Source organism: Cupriavidus phytohabitans (assembly GCF_000426345.1).
Lineage (GTDB): Bacteria > Pseudomonadota > Gammaproteobacteria > Burkholderiales > Burkholderiaceae > Cupriavidus.
On record NZ_AUFE01000095.1, the window covers coordinates 1 to 14,527 of the forward strand.

A 14,527-nucleotide genomic window follows, 5' to 3' on the forward strand; every position below is an offset into this window, starting at 1 on the left:
AAGAATGCCGGCCCCGTCACGACGCTGGCGCTGGCCAATCTCTACTTGAGTCGAGGGCATCTGATGGGAGCAGTCCGCCCGTAAAGGGCAAATGCGGGGCGGACGCCCCGCCAACACACCCCGATGGGGCGCGCGAGGGCCAATTCTCGTCACCACAGCTATTTTTTCGGCCGAACGGGCCCCTGCGTAACTGAACTTACCCAGCTTATTCAGCGTAGCCTTAGCTCGGTCGCGTCCGGGTGGCCTCCCCCCAGCGGTACCAAGATTGTGGGGAGGTCTAGCGGCTGTGCTTACGTTGGTGGAGCGCACCTTCGCGCAGAACGGCCCTTCGGTGTTGGCACCGCAGCTTTGCGCTTGGGTGAGACGCGGGAGGATGGCTTCTGCCGCAGCCGGTGTTGCAGGTCCAACCCCAACGGGTTCATGCCGGCCTCGAGTGCCCGCTATGCCAGCAGTTTCACCGCAAGCGCGCGCTGGGGGAAACCCGGAAGCGCACCAAGAAGCGAGCGGACGGGGGACCAGTCGTTACTGGTCAACGTTATCTTCATTTCGAGCTCTTCCATAGGGGTATCTTGTTTCGTGTTCAGCCAAATCTGGCCATCGCATCGTTCAGCGCGCCGACGTCCAGAATTGCGAGGGGATCCGCGGGTTCTATGGTCGCAGGCATTATCTCCGGCGCCACATTGGTCGTGTTTGCTGGCGCTGGCACACTCGGGGCAAGCGTGGCCTGCTCATCTTGCAATGCTTGCGCACTACCCTTGGTCGCGGGTGGGGTAGTCCCCGATGGGGCAATCTTGGTGAGGTTTCCAGTAGGTGGGGGTAGCAATTCCTCTGTGCCTGCTCCTCCGAGTGATCGCAAGCCGGCCTGTGCCAGGAGCCTGAATACGAAAGCGCGCTCGCGAGCGCTCGGTATCTGTCGCAGGTACGCCAGCAGTTCCGGCGCAGCTTCGCTGGAGAGCGTGAGCGTAATCTGAAGCTTGTCCATGCTCACCACATCAGCAGGACTTCGCCATCTGGCGTGCGGATCCAATCGTGTAGAAGCCACGAACGTTAGCGAAGCATGGCGCGTCCATGACCTGGACAATATTGCGCGGGAAGGCCGCTTTAATTGCCGGGGCGTACAAATTCGCTCCACCACCCGTCAGGATGATCGCGCGGATGTCCTCGGTACGGCCGACGCGCGCTTGGACTTCCTTCACTGATTGCCGGGACACGGCAATTGCCTCATCCAGGAAGGGACGCACATCGAGGAACTTGCTGAAGAAGAACATAGGCTTTGCTTCGCGGATAGCCTTATCGATTCTTTCGATGCTGTCCACGGGCTCGCCTTCAGCCTGTGCGATCAGGCTTGCTACCTGTTGATAGATGCTCGATGCACCGCCTGGAACCCCGCCACTTCGCGTGTCGTCCATTGTGTATCCGCGTGCGACCACCCAATCGGTTGTGAAATAGCCGACGTCGATCACGAGATAGGAATTATCGGGGTCGTAGTGCTTGCCGCTTTGCTGGATGAACGTGATCAATGTTCCGAGGGGCTGAGGCAGCGGCAGGACGTTACGAACTTGGATAGGACCCCAACCGAAGTCCAGCACGCCGCTAAACCGATCCTTCAAGTATCCGGCGTACTTCTGCGTGTTGTGTACAGGGAGGCCAAGCACTAAGCGATCAATTTCAGTGGCCTTGGAATAGTGGAGTGCTCCTGCCAGCAAAGCAGCATAGTTCGCTGTCGTGACAAAGTCCTCGGCCAATGCACGGCCAGTGTTCCCACGCGGCGCGCTGAGAGAGACCTCCGGGCCCACCTCGTAACGCGCTCCGTCCACCACCACATTGACGACATCGCGGGGACGGAGGATAGCGCCACTATGCGGTGTCAGTGATGTGGTAGAGGCGATCGGTGCCAACGATGGAAACATGTTGGTTGCGATGTCAGAGCCGAGCGGGAACGCCGACTTGGTGTTGCCGTAGCCCACATCAATTGCAACGGTCGAGACTTTCATGAACAGGGTTCTCCTTGATGGCTTCGTGTAGCCGGTTTTGAGCGAATGCCACGAGGACGGAGCAGGCCAGATCACGAGCTACCAAGAGGGACTTGGACCGAGCAAGTGGCACTCGGACCTAGCAACAATCCTGGGTGGGCGGGCAAATTCGTCTGACCTGATGGGACTTGGACCGTGCAGCATCGATCAAGTCCCACTACGTGGCACATCGTCGGTCCAACTCTACACACAGATGCCCATAGTCAAGCCAGCGTAATCTCGCGGATTTCATACCCGTTTCGTCTTGCGTGGAGTTGCGCAGGCTGGCATGGGACGCTATCCTTGATGTACTTCTCGCGTCCCCGACGCATCGACCTTGCCGCCACGTTGGCGGCCATCCCAAGCACCGGCTCCACCCAAAATGGGTTGTCGGTCGCGTCTGTGCGATGCCGGATATTGATCCGGCATTTTTTTCAATCGAATCAAGCAGAAAGTGGCCGACATTGAGGAAGGCTGCACACCGCGATAACACTCGATCTCAGCGCCGATGTGCGCGCTGTAACGCAATGAGAGAGATTTTGGGAGCGCACAGTCGCACAGTCCCAAGGCTCCATCACGGAAGACACGTCCATTCAGCGAGAGAGCTGGGTACGGTTCAGGAGGCCCCAGACACTGCGGCCAAGGTGAACTGACTGTGGGACGGGGGATTGGATGCGATTGGGCCAGACGGCTATCGCGGATCCCTTCACTTGACGACCGGTAGGCGCAGCCGGCACAGAAATGCGCAAGAACGATTTGCCCAAGAAGCTTGCGATGGTGGACCACAAGGGTCGCTATCGCAGTCGCGTCGACCGACGCAGCGGCTTGGGTATTCGCGGGGACGGGTTCGGCGTGAGCCGGGCCATGGACTACGCGGACGGTCGGACCACAGTTCTTCCCTGTGTCTGGTCGATCGAGTGCTATCGCTAAAGGCAAGGAAGGCAGTCCCCCAAAGCCGGAGGGGAGAACTAACCGGCAGGTGTCGAACGAACGGGGCGTTTGACAGCGTTGGAAAACGGCTCGCACCAAAAGCGCGCCCCCGCCGTGCTGATACGGCTGGCCAGACTAACGAGCATGGGTATCAGGATAGATTTCCGGGGAAAAATCAGGAGCTACGCGTTCCCCGCGCGGCTGGAAGGCGAGCTCATCGCGCTGTTCGAGGACAACGTGGATCGCGTAATCAGTAGGTCGAGGCGCAGCAGAAATGCGCTGAGCATCAAGACGCAGGAGTATCGCCTTCTCAATGTCTGCGCCGCAGTGCGCGAGCTGCGGCAGGAGGGTGGCTATGCGGTTGAATCTCCGTGGTCGATTCGGAACAAGCACGTCCAATGGTTAGTGGAAAGCTGGGTTCGGAAAGGGCAAACAGCGGGAACGATCGAGAACAAGCTCACCTATCTGCGCGCGATGGCTGAGTTCATGAACAAGCTGTATCTGGTCAAGACGCTTGCTGAATACGTCGATCGCACGGAGCATGGGCTCGTTCGCCACTATGTTGCCCAAGAAGACAAGTCTTGGTCGGGGAATGGCATCGACATTGACTCGAAGATCGCGGAGATTGAGAGGACCGATGAGTGGGTAGGCATTCAGCTTCGCTTGATGTGGCTTTTTGGCCTGCGTGTTGAGGAATCCGCAAAGCTTCAGCCAGGCGTGGCGGTGCGCGGCGGCACGCTGCACGTCGTACGCGGAACGAAGGGTGGGCGGAAGCGAGAGGTCTTAATCGACATGCCGGAGACACAGTACCCGTTGCTTGCCAGAGCGGCGTCGCTGGCCAATCCCAGGACGGGCTCAACCACCCCGGCGGACTATACACTTGACCAATGGATGAGCCATTTCTATGAGGTACTGCGAAAGCATGGTCTGGTCAGGAAGGAGACGGGCTGCACTGCACACGGCCTGCGCCATGAATATCTACAGGGGCTGTACCAGCGCAATACCGGCGATGCTGCGCCGGTCAAGCGAGGCGTGCGGCTCGCCAGTCGTGAGGTGCATGAGGAGGGACAGCGCATCGTTGCCGAAGCCGCTGGGCATAGTCGTCCCACTAAGTCGAACGCGTACTTAAGTACATACGCCGTTCAGGAGCGACTCTCCAAACCGGTTGTCAAGCCTGGGCAAGCGGCGTTGGCACTTGCAGCAGCCAACGGCAACAAATCCCACGCTGCGCTTGCGCTTGGCATCAGCCGCCGCTCGCTGTACCGACTCTTGGACAGCTACGCCGCGGGAGATCAGTCGTGAAGGTGGCGTGGCGAGTCGCGAGGTGAGCGCGCTGTATTGGATTCTGGTGTTGATGTCCCCTTCGGGCTGTTGTTGGCTCTGAGGCCGGGCCGGCGCGGACTACCATCGCGTTCTTAAGGGGTGAGGGCCCTGCGATGGCCCTCACAGAACGAAAGGCACGTCTCTGGGCGTGCCTTTCGTGTTTTTGGAAGGAACATGTTCCTTCTGTCCGGGCGCCCCCTAACGGGCAAGTGCGAGAGCCAACGTGGCCAGAGCGCCTGCGTGTCGTACGAGGTGAGCGAGCGATTCCGCGTCGCGCTTCGCGCTCACGGCGTCGCCGGACACGAGCCATGGGAAGGCGACACGGCGCGCAGGCTTTTCGCCGGGGTGTGGAGTAGGCGGGGGAAGATCGATTGGCGTCGCGCGCGCGGCGCCAGCCAATGCGGGGAAGGGATCGACCCCTGAGAAGTGGGCAAGCTCGGCGATGCTGACTACGCTGTACGCCGGCGTCGCATCGTTGCGCACCACATAGGCCGCGGCACCGACGCCCGGCACGTAGATCGCTTTCCACAGATACCCAGGTACCCGGACGCGTCCGTTGAGCGTGGGGCTGTCCTCGGTGAACGCCGGACCGGCGGTTGGACACGCTGTGCTGTGGCACGATGTTGGCAAGGCTGAAGCTCTCTGCCTGCGAGGCTTTGTCGGCAAAGTCCCCGCTCGGTGCCCGCGGTGGTAGCCCGATCGGGCGAAGTCCCGCAGTCTGGCCCGGTCCGAAGGCGGCAGCCGGTCTTCCTCGTAGAAGTCGCTGTCGCGCGGCAGCTTGCGGGCCGCCTCCACCGCTGTGGCAGTCAGCCGCTCGGCCGACCACAGCGCCGTGCGGGTGCTGGGCGAATAGAGCACCGCAAAGACGCGATAGCAGAGAAGCCGTGTATCCCGCGCCGCCTCGCGAACGGCCGGCTGGCCCGCTGACAGCACGTGGGGGCAGGGCGCGGCGTCTTTGGCGACCGCTGCGGTTGCTGCGCCCAGGGCGAGCAAAAGGGCGACGATAGGGCGGATCATGGTCGGGCAGGAAGGTGGTTGGACACTCTTTCAGCTTGCCAGCCCAGCACGGAAGTCAACGCGTCACGGCTGCCAATGGTCCGGCACGCCATCGATGGCCTTGCCGATGAATTCGTGCAAGTCGAGGAGCGGCCATTCCCGGTCGGCCAGTGCCTCTTCTGCGATCTCGGCGCACAGCGCCGGCACCGGCTCGAAGCGGACCATGGGCGCGCCGTCGACGTAGATGATCTTGGCGCGCTGGAGCAGCTTCTGATAGCGGGCAGCCTGCGACACCACGGTCTCGGGTGGGTCCACGTGCTTGAAGTCGTACCCGGGTTGGGCGAGAGCCGCGGCCATGGCGGCGAACTTGGGGCCAACCGTCTCCCAGTCCGAGGTGGTCGCCGCGAGCAGGTTCAGGAAATAGGGGATGTCTGAGCTGGTGAGCGCGCGGCGCGACATCATGGATACGGCTTCCTGGTCGGCAGGGCGATGTTCGACGCGGCTATTCCAGATGGCGCTTAGCCGGGTGAAGGCGATGTTCTTGTCGGCATCCATGGTGACGGGAGGCGTCGAGATGCCGCATTCTTCACAGACGATAACTGCCTGGAGCCGGCCGGCGATAAAGGTGGGGGCGCCATCGCAGTGGGCGCATTGAAGTAGGCCGCTGGGCATGAGGAAGATCAGGGTCGGGAAATGCCGGCATTATGCCTTGCCGGCACCTGCACCCAGCGGTGTCCGTTGTGATGAAGCGTTCGAACAGCGGTCCTGCTATGCCGCGTCGATGGCCAGATAGCCGGCCGTGGTGTTCAGGACTTCCTGGCGCGCGGTGTGCTCGAAGCCCTGCAGGATCTCGGCATGGTCGCGCAGCGCGGCGCCGATCTGCCAGAATTCGTTGAGCCAGTGGCCAGGTGGGCCCATAGGGCCTCCCAGCTGGCCGGTGGTGATCGCGCCCCGGATGGCGAGGACGGTTTCCGGTTCCGGGTATTCGCGTTCGTTGTCGTCGTACTGCGGCATGTCTATCTCGGTTGGGTGGCCCAATGCAGGGCCGGGTGCATCTGGAAGCCGTCGGCTTGCCGGAACAGTTCGGCGGCGCCTCGAACGTACTGCAGAATCCATTCCGTGGCGATCCATCGCCTTCCCAGTCGCTCGGCGGCCAGGCCGGTGCGGATCGTTCCGCCGAAAGGATCGACCACCAGGTCGCCCGGCCGGGACAGGAATCGCGTAAAGAAATCCGGAATGTCGGTCGGCTGCATGGCGCCGTGGGTCGGCAGGCCGAGAGACTGCGCGGCGCGGCGGTAAGCCCGGGTGTCCGCGCAGTTGTGCCCCCGCTCGATGACATTGCGGGGCAGGCGGCCCGCAGTCTGATTGCCGAAGGCGCTTGCCCGGATGCGATAGGCGCCGTCGCCATACACCGCGTTGCGAGTCTCTCCGCCGGCGGCCATCAGTTGTCGGTGCCGGGCGGTGTGGGCCTCGAGGAGCTGGCGGTTGTCCGCGCGCACGCACGACGGATCGTTGGTGAACCACAGCACCGGTTCGTAGGCGGAGGCGAGCTGGACACGGTCGACGCAGGCCCATCGGGTCGGCCCGGGCGGCTTGCTGTATTTGACCCAGGGGACGCGGCCCATCAGGGAAAGGCCAAGCCGGTCATGCAAGGCCAGCGTGAGGCGCTCTATATAGAGCGAGCGGGCTGGGCTGCGCGGCTCGAAGATGTCGTTCGACACATTGAGGACAATGCTGCCGCCCGGCACAAGCCCTGCAACGATCGGCTCGAGGGCCTCGCACAGGAAGTCGACATACTGCGCTTCCGTGGGATTGCCGTAGGCCCGGGCCTGGCGCAGCGGGTACGGCGGCGAGGTGACGCACAGCGCAATCGGTTCGCCAAGGCCGCGGAAGATTTCCTCGTGACGCGCCCAGACGGCCACACCCAGGGTGGTGCTGAAGGCGACAAGCCGAACGCCGTCGGCGGCGCGGTCGAGCTCGTTCGTGACAGGCTGCGTCAGCCGCCAGAAACCGGCGCGGTCCGGAATGCGCTCCACGACGCCCATGGCCTTCAGCGTCTGCTGATGCCAGCGCACGGCGCGCTTGAACGGGCTGTGCAGGGTGCCAGCGGTGCCGATCGGGACTTTGGTCTGAGCCTGGGCGAGGTCGATCCCGGCTGCGGTCGCCACGGCATCGTAGAGCTGGGCGGTGGCGATGCCTTCGGCTGGCGCGTCGGCGAACGCTGCTGCCACGTGTCCGAACAGGTTCAACTGCTCCATCATGCAGCGCCCCGTGCAAGCGCACGCTCGCATGCTGCCGCGACGTCGAGCGACGTCACAGGGAAGGCGTCGTGCACGGCGCCGTCGAGCAGCCGGCCCGCCGCTTTCTTGCCCACCGCGTGCATCACCGTCACGGGGAACCGGCCCTCGTCGCGGGCGCGCATGAAATCTTCACCGCGTTGGAGCAGCGCGCCATGCCTGTCGAGGCAAATCCCGCCGGCGATCCACGTCTGCGCCTTGTTGACCCATTGCTGAAAGCTGGCGAACTCGCGGAAGACCGGCTCACTGGAGGAACCGTCCACGACTGCCGTGTGCCAGTGCCCCCATTGCTTGAACAGGAAGGGCACGCTGGCTGCCGCGCATTGGTCGCGCAACGAGCGCGGCCATGCCGGATGCATTGGGCGGGCGCCCGTGCCGCTCTCACCGCCCACGATGACCCAGTCCAGGGAGCCCGGCGCATAGTCGTTGCCGGAGGTATGCAGCAGTTCACCGGTAAGAGTCGAGAACACGTCGACATGACCGAGCAGCGGTTCCATGGAGAGGAAGCGCGTCTTTGCCGGCGTGCGCAGAAGCTTCGGGATGTCGCGGTCGGCTTCCACCTGGTTCACCACGGTTGCGCCCAGCCAGATATCGGCGGGGGCATTGCCGGCGATCCACGTAGCCAGCCACGGAACGAGGGGATTGTCCGCACAGTCGTCGCGCAGCATCAGCGTGTTGAACGCTTCGCCCAATCGCTTCGTGGCGTTGCCGATACGCTTGGTCAGCACGAGCTTGTCCAGGTTCGGCGTCTGGCGCCAGACATCGAGCATATCGATGAACCACTCGATCGGCACCTCGTTGTCGAACACATCGGCCAGACTCGCGCAGAAGACGCGTTGCCGGCGCCCGTGGACCGCGGCAAAGGCGTCGTGCGCAGCGTTCCAGTGCAAGGGCTTGCGCCAGTTGGCGGCGGATGTGCGCCGGCGGGGCGCACCGGGGCCCCAGTTTTGGGATTGGCCACCGCCGAAGCGTGCGTTGCGGGCCTCAGCGTAGCAGTGGTCGCAGCCGGGGCCAACCCGCTGGCAGCCTTCCCAGGGATTCCAGCTGTGGTCGGTCCATTCGATCTTGGTGTTTTCGCTCATTTTTGAAACATGTCGATGGTTTGGGTATCGCGCTCGGGCGAGCCGGGCACTCGCGATTCGCTATTTGCGGAGTCGGAGCAGCACTCCCCATTGATCTGCGCGGGCGCTGCATGCGACAACGCATGTGCGAAGTGGCGGGAGTAGGTCGAGACGGCGCGCCAATACGCCGCCATGGGGCCTTTGCGCGGCGCCAGGCCAATTCGGCTTCGGCGTTCGATGCCTCCCGCAGTTCGCGGAGCACCGCAACGATTGCTCGGCGTTGATCAGGCGGGAGGCGCAGGAGGGTGAGGGATGCTTCCAGCCTATCCAATCGCGGGCAAAGTCAAGCAGGTGCAGGGAGACCCGTCACGTGGGTGCCGAAAGGCCGAACTTCACCGCGGCGGCTCTGAGTGCGTCCACGTCGATTTCGCCGGAGGCGATGACAGCGAGGACCTCTTCGGCAAATCCGTACAGTGCAGTGAGCTCGTCAGCGACGATTTCGCCCACGTAGAGATAGAGTCCGTTGGGCATTCGCCGGACCACAGTGGTCTCTGTTGCCATGCGCGCCAGCAGCGACTCGGCGTGCTCGGCGCCGATGCCGAGATGCCGCTGGACAAGCGGGACAGATGCGGCGCGGTACTGGTGCACCAGCTGAACTGCCTTCAGATACGCACGGTTCATGCCCAGTGGTGCCCGGTTGCTCATGCAGCGCTCGGCCGGGGCAGCTGGACACACGTGATCTGCTGGTCCTGAGGGCGCCATTCGATCACCGGCACGGCGTTGGCGCGGTAGAACGCCTGCTTCTGCGCGAGCCTGGCGTCATAGTCCGCATTGCCCATCATGCCAAGGACTTCGATGATGACCTCCGGGGCCACGTCGCTCAAGACAAAGTCGGGATGCACGGCGGCTCGGCCGATGTGGCGCAGCGGCTTGCGGAATGCCCGCTGCAGGCCCACCAGATGGTCAGCCATGGCAACCTCGTATGACGAGTCACACGGCAGGAACTGGCGGTTGGCTAGCATGGCCGCGGCATCGACCACCGTCAGATACCCTGATTTCGACCGCTCGACCAGCAGGACGGCGACGCAACGCTGTTCCGCCTTGCCGATGCCGGATAGGGCTCCCCCGAATGACACCTGAAGTCGCGCGTAGAGGTCCGCGGCCATGAAGAAGCGCTGGGTACTTTGGCGCAGCACGACCTTGCCACCGAACTGGGTCGTGCCGTGCGATTCAATTTCGCCGATCACGATGCCGCGCGGGTTGCCGGTCGGGATGGATGTGAGCCGGCCCTGCCATGCTTCGAACTCGGCCAGGATCTCCGTTCTGCGGCTCGGGTCCCACCGTTGCATGACGTGCAGCAGCCCATCGGCCGGCTTTCCGTTGATGCGGCATTCGGCCAGCTCGGTTGTTAGCTGCGACCAGCAGGCGTTCCAGCCGCGCGAGCCCGTTCCCGGCCATACGTTCAGCCCTGCCTGCTCCCAGGCGTACTCCAAAAACGCAAGTAGCCCCGCCGAACGACGTTGCGGCTTCGTGCTCTGGCCTTTGGGCGCTCGCTGGACGGTCTTGGCTGGGGTGTGCGCGCCGACCGAGAGCGAGGCATCGAGGCGGATGTCATGGTGGCCGTCCTTCAGCCGGAACGGATCCAGGTTGTCGCCCATTCCGGACTTGGCCAGCGCCTGCCGATTGAACGGGCAGCCTGCGGCATGGTGGTGTGCCTGTTCCGGCCAGCGCGCGAGTAGGAAGATGTCCCGATGTCGGCGAATCACCAGCTTGGGTCGGGGCCGCCGATTGCTGCAGCCGCATTCCGCAAATCCCTGAACCGTCTTCGCGCGCTCGAGGTGACGTGCATAACGGCCGGGATCATCCAGTACATCGTCCAGCGGGAACTCGTTCCCGCCAATGCGCACGGTGATCATGGATTTTTCTCCTTAGACGCCGGCTTCCCGGAACATGGTGTAGAGGTCGCGCCGGATCTCGCTCACGTCGAGTACGTGCTTGGCGCGCGTCATGGCGACGTAGAGCAGCCGCATTTCTTCCGGCGCCATGGTCAACTTGCCGTCGTCGCCGTTCTTGAACTTGAAGTCGCCGGCGAGCTGCACGCGGTCCCACTCGAGCCCCTTGGCGCGGTGGACGGTGGACACGATGTAGTCGGCTTCGTTCTCTGGGGACACGCGCGTGAGGATCAAACGCAGGTAGTCCACGCCTTCGTTGTCGATCAGCTGCACCAGTGGCTTCAGGTCGCGGCCGGCGAAGGACTCGGCGTACTCCTGGACCTCCTCCCATGTCTCGAACAAGGCGAGGGTGGCAGGGTAGCCAATGCGCTGGCCGCGCATCAGCTGCTCGGCGCCGTCGGCGAACGCCCGGAGCTCGTCGACGTTGGCCCGTACGGCGACGCGGTCGCCGCGGCCGATGCCCTCGGCCAGATGGGTCAGCACCGTGGCGTTCTTGCGGCACAGGATGGCGTCGAAGCGGTCGAGGCCTGGGGTCGAATCGTGCAGAATTCGTGACTTGACGTGGTCCTGGCCGCGTACGGGCGTTTCCTCTTCCATCAGCTGCAGCACGCGGCTGGCCAGCTGTGCAATGGCCGGGCCGAAGCGGAACGACTCGGTCAGCGCGCATTCCGGAGCACGGATATGGTCCATGGCGTTGACTGCGCCGCGCCACTCGTAGATCTGCTGGTAGGGATCGCCCACGTAGATCACCTGCGCTTGTTGCGCGCGCAGTACCGACAGCATCAGGCCGTCGGCATCCTGCGCTTCGTCGAAAAGGATGAAGTCGGCGCCGATGCGCGGTCGGCTGCGCTCCCACAGCTTCACGTAGACATCGTGGGCGATGGCCGACGGCGCGGCGGGGTCGAGGTATTCAGACCAGAGGCGCTTGACGGACGGCAGCAGCGATTCGCGCAGATGCTCGGCTTCCTCTTCCTTGACGATCGAGTCGACTGGGATGTGCCAGGCGAGCGGTTCGGCCTGAGCAGAGCGGCAGAAGCGCGCGGCGCCGTCCATCACCATCCGGGCGACCTTGCTCGGGCTGAGCTCCAGATCCTTGCCGATGGTGGTGGGCAGGCGCAGTTTCCCGAAGCCGTAGCGCAGCGCCAGCTGATGGGGTGGCTCGACCGGATTTCTGAGCTTGCGCGTGATCTCGGGCGGCGTGCCACTGTAGGCGAGCGAATGCGAGGTGCGGCAACGGGTGTTCTGTGGGAATTTGCGGGCGGCCTCGATGGCAATTTCCCGATTGAACGCCAGGTACAGGCCGCGTGCGCGGCCGCGGGCTTCAGCGGCCATGCGCAGCGTGGAGGTCTTGCCAGCGCCGGCGTAGGCTTTGACCTTGACGGCGCTGCCGGCGCGTACCGCCTCGACAACCTGTTCCTGCTCGGCAGTGGGAGTCATGCGATCTCCAGCGCGGTCTGTTCAGGAAGCGTGGCGAGGACACGTCGCCGGATGGCCAGCGCGTGCGCGCGGGAGGCCTCGGCGCGCTGCGCAGCCTCGCCACTGACCGTGTCTACGATGTAGGCGAAGTAGAGGGCAGTGGTGGGGCCGGTCCAGGCCAGCCACTTGGTGCGAATATCCGCTCGCTGGTCCGTTGTCAGCGAGAAGTAGACGGCGCGCTTTTCACGCCAGACGCGGGCGTGTATTCCGCGCATCGTCGTTTCGAGCCTGTCGGAGCGCCGCTGGCGGCGGGCCAGTTCCTCATCGGCGCAGTGCTGTTCGGCGGCCACGTGTTCCGCGAAGAGCGGATATCGGTCGCGCTCGCGCTGCTGCTTGCGCGCGAAAGCGGCCTGGCGGCGGGCGTTAAAGTCGATAGGGTCGTGGCGTCCGAGTCGGGTGAATCGCATGGGCGGCAAGAAATTGAATGGTCTAGTTAGGACCAAGATACCGGCGCCGCGCCGAAGTCAAGGCGGCCGGCGGGCGAAGTTCGCCGCCAACCATTTTCCCGGTTGGACTTCAGGCGTAGGCGCCGAAAGCGTTAGAATTTCGGGCGTCTTTTACCGAAACGCCGTTATGCCATCTCCCAATCCGACCTCGCGGGAAGTCTCTCTTGGCAACCGCCCGAAGCTCGAGCCGGAGTTCGTCGCGCCCGGTGAGCCGCAATACGGCGAGATCGCCCGCCTGGACGCGTTCACGTTCAAACGCTATCTGGACCGGGTGTTCTGGCATCCACGGCCGGAGGTGCTGCGTTTCGAGGTTCGTGCTGTCCCTTCGCCTGTGGGCAGCGTCTACGACGTGGTCGCCATCGTGGGACAGGGCGAGGGAGAGATCTGGTTCTCAGAGGCGGCCGTGCCAGCGCGGTGGGACTATGTAGCGATCACGGAGACAAGCGACGGGCTGGGTCGCCTGCAGCGCGAGCGAATGAAGGCGGAAGGCAAGCTGCCCCAGGACTACAAGCCCTTCGTGGGCGAGGGGCCGGTGCAGGACTATGCCAAGCTCGAGAGCCCGGAGGAAGTGGAGCAGCGGCGCTGGGCCGTGGTCAATCGCATCCGCGAGGCCAACCGCCGGGCGCGCGAGGCGGCAGCCAGGCCGCGCTAAGACATCCGATTCTTGTCCCGCGCCGGCAGGCAGGGTAAGATTCGTCCGATTCTCCGCGCTATCAGCGCATCGAACTTGCCGGCGTACCGGCCATCTTCATTTCCACCCATTGGGGCTTTTCCCAATGGGGAAGGCTCCATTTCAGGAGCCCTTCCATGCGTATCTTCTCCCGTATCACCGCGCTGGCTGTCCTCGCGACCGTCATCAACCTGTTCGCGGTCCTCTTCTTTCTTTGCACTACCGAGGACGATAGCCTTGCTGCCATGCAAGTGCACATCGTCGCGGAGATCGAGTTCCTGGTCCTGATCAGCTGGCTTCTCGCGAAGCTGCTGGGTCTGGACCAGAAGCCTGCCGCCGCCGCGTGACCGCTCAGGCCAGCGGCCGATTCCACTACCCACCGGGGAATACTCTCCGGTGGGGTGTATCCCGCCAGGCGATTTCCATGTCCAAGTCCGCAACACTCACGATCCAGAAATGGGGCAACAGCCTCGCCGTGCGCCGCGCGGTGCGAAAGCACACCCGTGGAAGCGAGCACCATCCGAGGTCTTCGCTACGGCATGTGAGCAGTTGAACCGGATTATCGCCATCGCTCACTAGGCACCACTCCGGTCGCATCCGCGCTTCCGGACTCTATCACCCATCGGGGACGCCCCGGTGGGAGCGTTCCCTTTTCCCGAGGTAACGCCATGTTTAAACTCAACAACATCGAAATTGAAGTCGGCCCGGTGCCGGCCGAGGAGTCGTGCGCACAGGTCGGTCGCGATGACTACAGCGAACGCTCGCGGCGCGAGTGCGCGGTGTACATCCGGCAGCTGCAGCGCGTCTTCGGCAATCCGGATCCTGCCTCCTGCGGTTTGTCCGCCGCGGCTTCCCGCATTAGCTCGGCCGCTACCACGAGGTGGTCGCCGTCATGACGGCGGAAGGGGCCGATCTGTTCGACGAGTCGTTGGTACCCAGCGAATGGGACCACATCGCTCGGGCGGAACTGACCTGGCTGCGCCTGCAGCAGAAATGGCGCGAAACGGTACAGGCGCGCCCTTCAGCGATCTGCCTTGTACCGGCGTTGTTGCATAAATCGAGATTGAAAACAGGGACTCCTCGGTGATGCTGAACTCAGGCGATGCGGACGGATTGCGGGCGAGCGAGCGCGACCATGCGGTTGAGCACGCCCGCACGGATGGCCACTTCGGTGGCCTGCGACCCGATTTCGCGCGCCCACAGACTGTGTCCCGTCAGCGTCTTGAGGCGGTACATCAGGGTCTCGGCCAGCGAGCGCCGGTGGTAGCCGCTGGCGGCTTTCCATTCGCGTCGACTGCTCTTCTCGATGACATCGATGGCCTCGTTACGCCAGGCTGCGCCCGGCGTACTTTCGGACCAAGGCT

The 14,527-nt window shown here is 63.7% G+C and carries 15 protein-coding genes and 1 pseudogene; 5 read left to right on the forward strand and 11 right to left on the reverse strand.

Going from position 1 to position 14,527, the window contains the following annotated elements:
- Positions 1 to 992: 992 nt before the first annotated feature.
- Positions 993 to 1,994, reverse strand: a complete 1,002-nt coding sequence (locus K309_RS0131155) for a PRTRC system protein D (protein ID WP_029049967.1) — start codon at positions 1,992 to 1,994, stop codon at positions 993 to 995.
- Positions 1,995 to 3,086: 1,092 nt separating this feature from the next.
- On the opposite strand from K309_RS0131155, the gene K309_RS0131165 reads away from it, so the two are divergent.
- Positions 3,087 to 4,244 carry an integrase domain-containing protein gene (locus K309_RS0131165; protein WP_029049969.1) on the forward strand — a complete coding sequence of 386 codons (1,158 nt, stop codon included), beginning with the start codon at positions 3,087 to 3,089 and terminating at the stop codon, positions 4,242 to 4,244.
- A 219-nt stretch (positions 4,245 to 4,463) separates the two neighbouring features.
- On the opposite strand, the gene K309_RS38065 is transcribed toward K309_RS0131165, so the two are convergent.
- From K309_RS38065 to K309_RS0131210, 9 genes are all read right to left on the reverse strand, one after another.
- The gene (locus tag K309_RS38065; protein ID WP_232232565.1) at positions 4,464 to 5,282 is read right to left on the reverse strand and encodes a DNA/RNA non-specific endonuclease; all 819 of its coding nucleotides are present in this window, start codon (positions 5,280 to 5,282) and stop codon (positions 4,464 to 4,466) included.
- Positions 5,283 to 5,345: 63 nt separating this feature from the next.
- A complete protein-coding gene (locus K309_RS0131175; RefSeq protein WP_232232566.1) occupies positions 5,346 to 5,816 on the reverse strand; it encodes a hypothetical protein in 471 nt (156 codons plus the stop codon).
- A gap of 213 nt (positions 5,817 to 6,029) precedes the next feature.
- Complete coding sequence (locus K309_RS0131180; RefSeq protein ID WP_029049971.1) at positions 6,030 to 6,275, reverse strand: hypothetical protein; 246 nt, start codon at positions 6,273 to 6,275, stop codon at positions 6,030 to 6,032.
- Between the two features lie 2 nt (positions 6,276 to 6,277).
- Entirely contained in the window at positions 6,278 to 7,522 is a 1,245-nt protein-coding gene (locus tag K309_RS0131185; RefSeq protein ID WP_029049972.1) for a DNA-methyltransferase, read from the reverse strand.
- On the reverse strand, positions 7,519 to 8,640 hold the full coding sequence (locus K309_RS0131190; protein WP_029049973.1) for a phage Gp37/Gp68 family protein: 1,122 nt from the start codon (positions 8,638 to 8,640) through the stop codon (positions 7,519 to 7,521). The genes K309_RS0131185 and K309_RS0131190 overlap by 4 nt, the downstream gene beginning before the upstream one ends.
- Before the next feature lie 345 nt (positions 8,641 to 8,985).
- Positions 8,986 to 9,324, reverse strand: coding sequence for a hypothetical protein (locus K309_RS38070; protein WP_064737480.1), 339 nt, complete (start codon positions 9,322 to 9,324; stop codon positions 8,986 to 8,988).
- Positions 9,321 to 10,535, reverse strand: coding sequence for a DUF1173 family protein (locus K309_RS0131200; protein ID WP_029049974.1), 1,215 nt, complete (start codon positions 10,533 to 10,535; stop codon positions 9,321 to 9,323). Before K309_RS0131200 ends, K309_RS38070 begins: the two co-directional genes overlap by 4 nt.
- Before the next feature lie 12 nt (positions 10,536 to 10,547).
- Complete coding sequence (locus K309_RS0131205; protein ID WP_029049975.1) at positions 10,548 to 12,008, reverse strand: 3'-5' exonuclease; 1,461 nt, start codon at positions 12,006 to 12,008, stop codon at positions 10,548 to 10,550.
- Positions 12,005 to 12,454 (reverse strand): hypothetical protein, encoded by a 450-nt coding sequence (locus K309_RS0131210; protein WP_029049976.1) that lies wholly within the window; start codon positions 12,452 to 12,454, stop codon positions 12,005 to 12,007. The genes K309_RS0131205 and K309_RS0131210 overlap by 4 nt, the downstream gene beginning before the upstream one ends.
- A gap of 166 nt (positions 12,455 to 12,620) precedes the next feature.
- On the opposite strand from K309_RS0131210, the gene K309_RS0131215 reads away from it, so the two are divergent.
- The 4 genes from K309_RS0131215 (at position 12,621) to K309_RS43365 (ending at position 14,250) form a co-directional block, all read left to right on the forward strand.
- Entirely contained in the window at positions 12,621 to 13,145 is a 525-nt protein-coding gene (locus K309_RS0131215) for a hypothetical protein (RefSeq protein ID WP_029049977.1), read from the forward strand.
- A gap of 155 nt (positions 13,146 to 13,300) precedes the next feature.
- Positions 13,301 to 13,510 carry a hypothetical protein gene (locus tag K309_RS0131220; RefSeq protein WP_029049978.1) on the forward strand — a complete coding sequence of 70 codons (210 nt, stop codon included), beginning with the start codon at positions 13,301 to 13,303 and terminating at the stop codon, positions 13,508 to 13,510.
- Between the two features lie 321 nt (positions 13,511 to 13,831).
- Positions 13,832 to 14,059 carry a hypothetical protein gene (locus K309_RS43360; protein WP_232232567.1) on the forward strand — a complete coding sequence of 76 codons (228 nt, stop codon included), beginning with the start codon at positions 13,832 to 13,834 and terminating at the stop codon, positions 14,057 to 14,059.
- The gene (locus K309_RS43365) at positions 14,056 to 14,250 is read left to right on the forward strand and encodes a hypothetical protein (protein WP_232232568.1); all 195 of its coding nucleotides are present in this window, start codon (positions 14,056 to 14,058) and stop codon (positions 14,248 to 14,250) included. The genes K309_RS43360 and K309_RS43365 overlap by 4 nt, the downstream gene beginning before the upstream one ends.
- Positions 14,251 to 14,258: 8 nt before the next feature.
- Here K309_RS43365 and K309_RS38075 read toward each other — a convergent pair.
- Positions 14,259 to 14,527: pseudogene (locus tag K309_RS38075) on the reverse strand (IS5/IS1182 family transposase); the annotation flags it as partial.

Coding starts and splice junctions, on each gene's coding strand:
- K309_RS0131185 (WP_029049972.1), bottom strand. CDS start 7,522: ATGATGGAGCAGTTGAACCTGTTCGGACACGTGGCAGCAGCGTTCGCC.
- K309_RS43360 (WP_232232567.1), top strand. CDS start 13,832: ATGTTTAAACTCAACAACATCGAAATTGAAGTCGGCCCGGTGCCGGCC.
- K309_RS0131155 (WP_029049967.1), bottom strand. CDS start 1,994: ATGAAAGTCTCGACCGTTGCAATTGATGTGGGCTACGGCAACACCAAG.
- K309_RS38070 (WP_064737480.1), bottom strand. CDS start 9,324: ATGAGCAACCGGGCACCACTGGGCATGAACCGTGCGTATCTGAAGGCA.
- K309_RS0131175 (WP_232232566.1), bottom strand. CDS start 5,816: ATGGATGCCGACAAGAACATCGCCTTCACCCGGCTAAGCGCCATCTGG.
- K309_RS0131180 (WP_029049971.1), bottom strand. CDS start 6,275: ATGCCGCAGTACGACGACAACGAACGCGAATACCCGGAACCGGAAACC.
- K309_RS0131210 (WP_029049976.1), bottom strand. CDS start 12,454: ATGCGATTCACCCGACTCGGACGCCACGACCCTATCGACTTTAACGCC.
- K309_RS0131190 (WP_029049973.1), bottom strand. CDS start 8,640: ATGAGCGAAAACACCAAGATCGAATGGACCGACCACAGCTGGAATCCC.
- K309_RS0131205 (WP_029049975.1), bottom strand. CDS start 12,008: ATGACTCCCACTGCCGAGCAGGAACAGGTTGTCGAGGCGGTACGCGCC.
- K309_RS0131220 (WP_029049978.1), top strand. CDS start 13,301: ATGCGTATCTTCTCCCGTATCACCGCGCTGGCTGTCCTCGCGACCGTC.
- K309_RS0131165 (WP_029049969.1), top strand. CDS start 3,087: ATGGGTATCAGGATAGATTTCCGGGGAAAAATCAGGAGCTACGCGTTC.
- K309_RS0131200 (WP_029049974.1), bottom strand. CDS start 10,535: ATGATCACCGTGCGCATTGGCGGGAACGAGTTCCCGCTGGACGATGTA.
- K309_RS38065 (WP_232232565.1), bottom strand. CDS start 5,282: ATGATCCGCCCTATCGTCGCCCTTTTGCTCGCCCTGGGCGCAGCAACC.
- K309_RS0131215 (WP_029049977.1), top strand. CDS start 12,621: ATGCCATCTCCCAATCCGACCTCGCGGGAAGTCTCTCTTGGCAACCGC.
- K309_RS43365 (WP_232232568.1), top strand. CDS start 14,056: ATGACGGCGGAAGGGGCCGATCTGTTCGACGAGTCGTTGGTACCCAGC.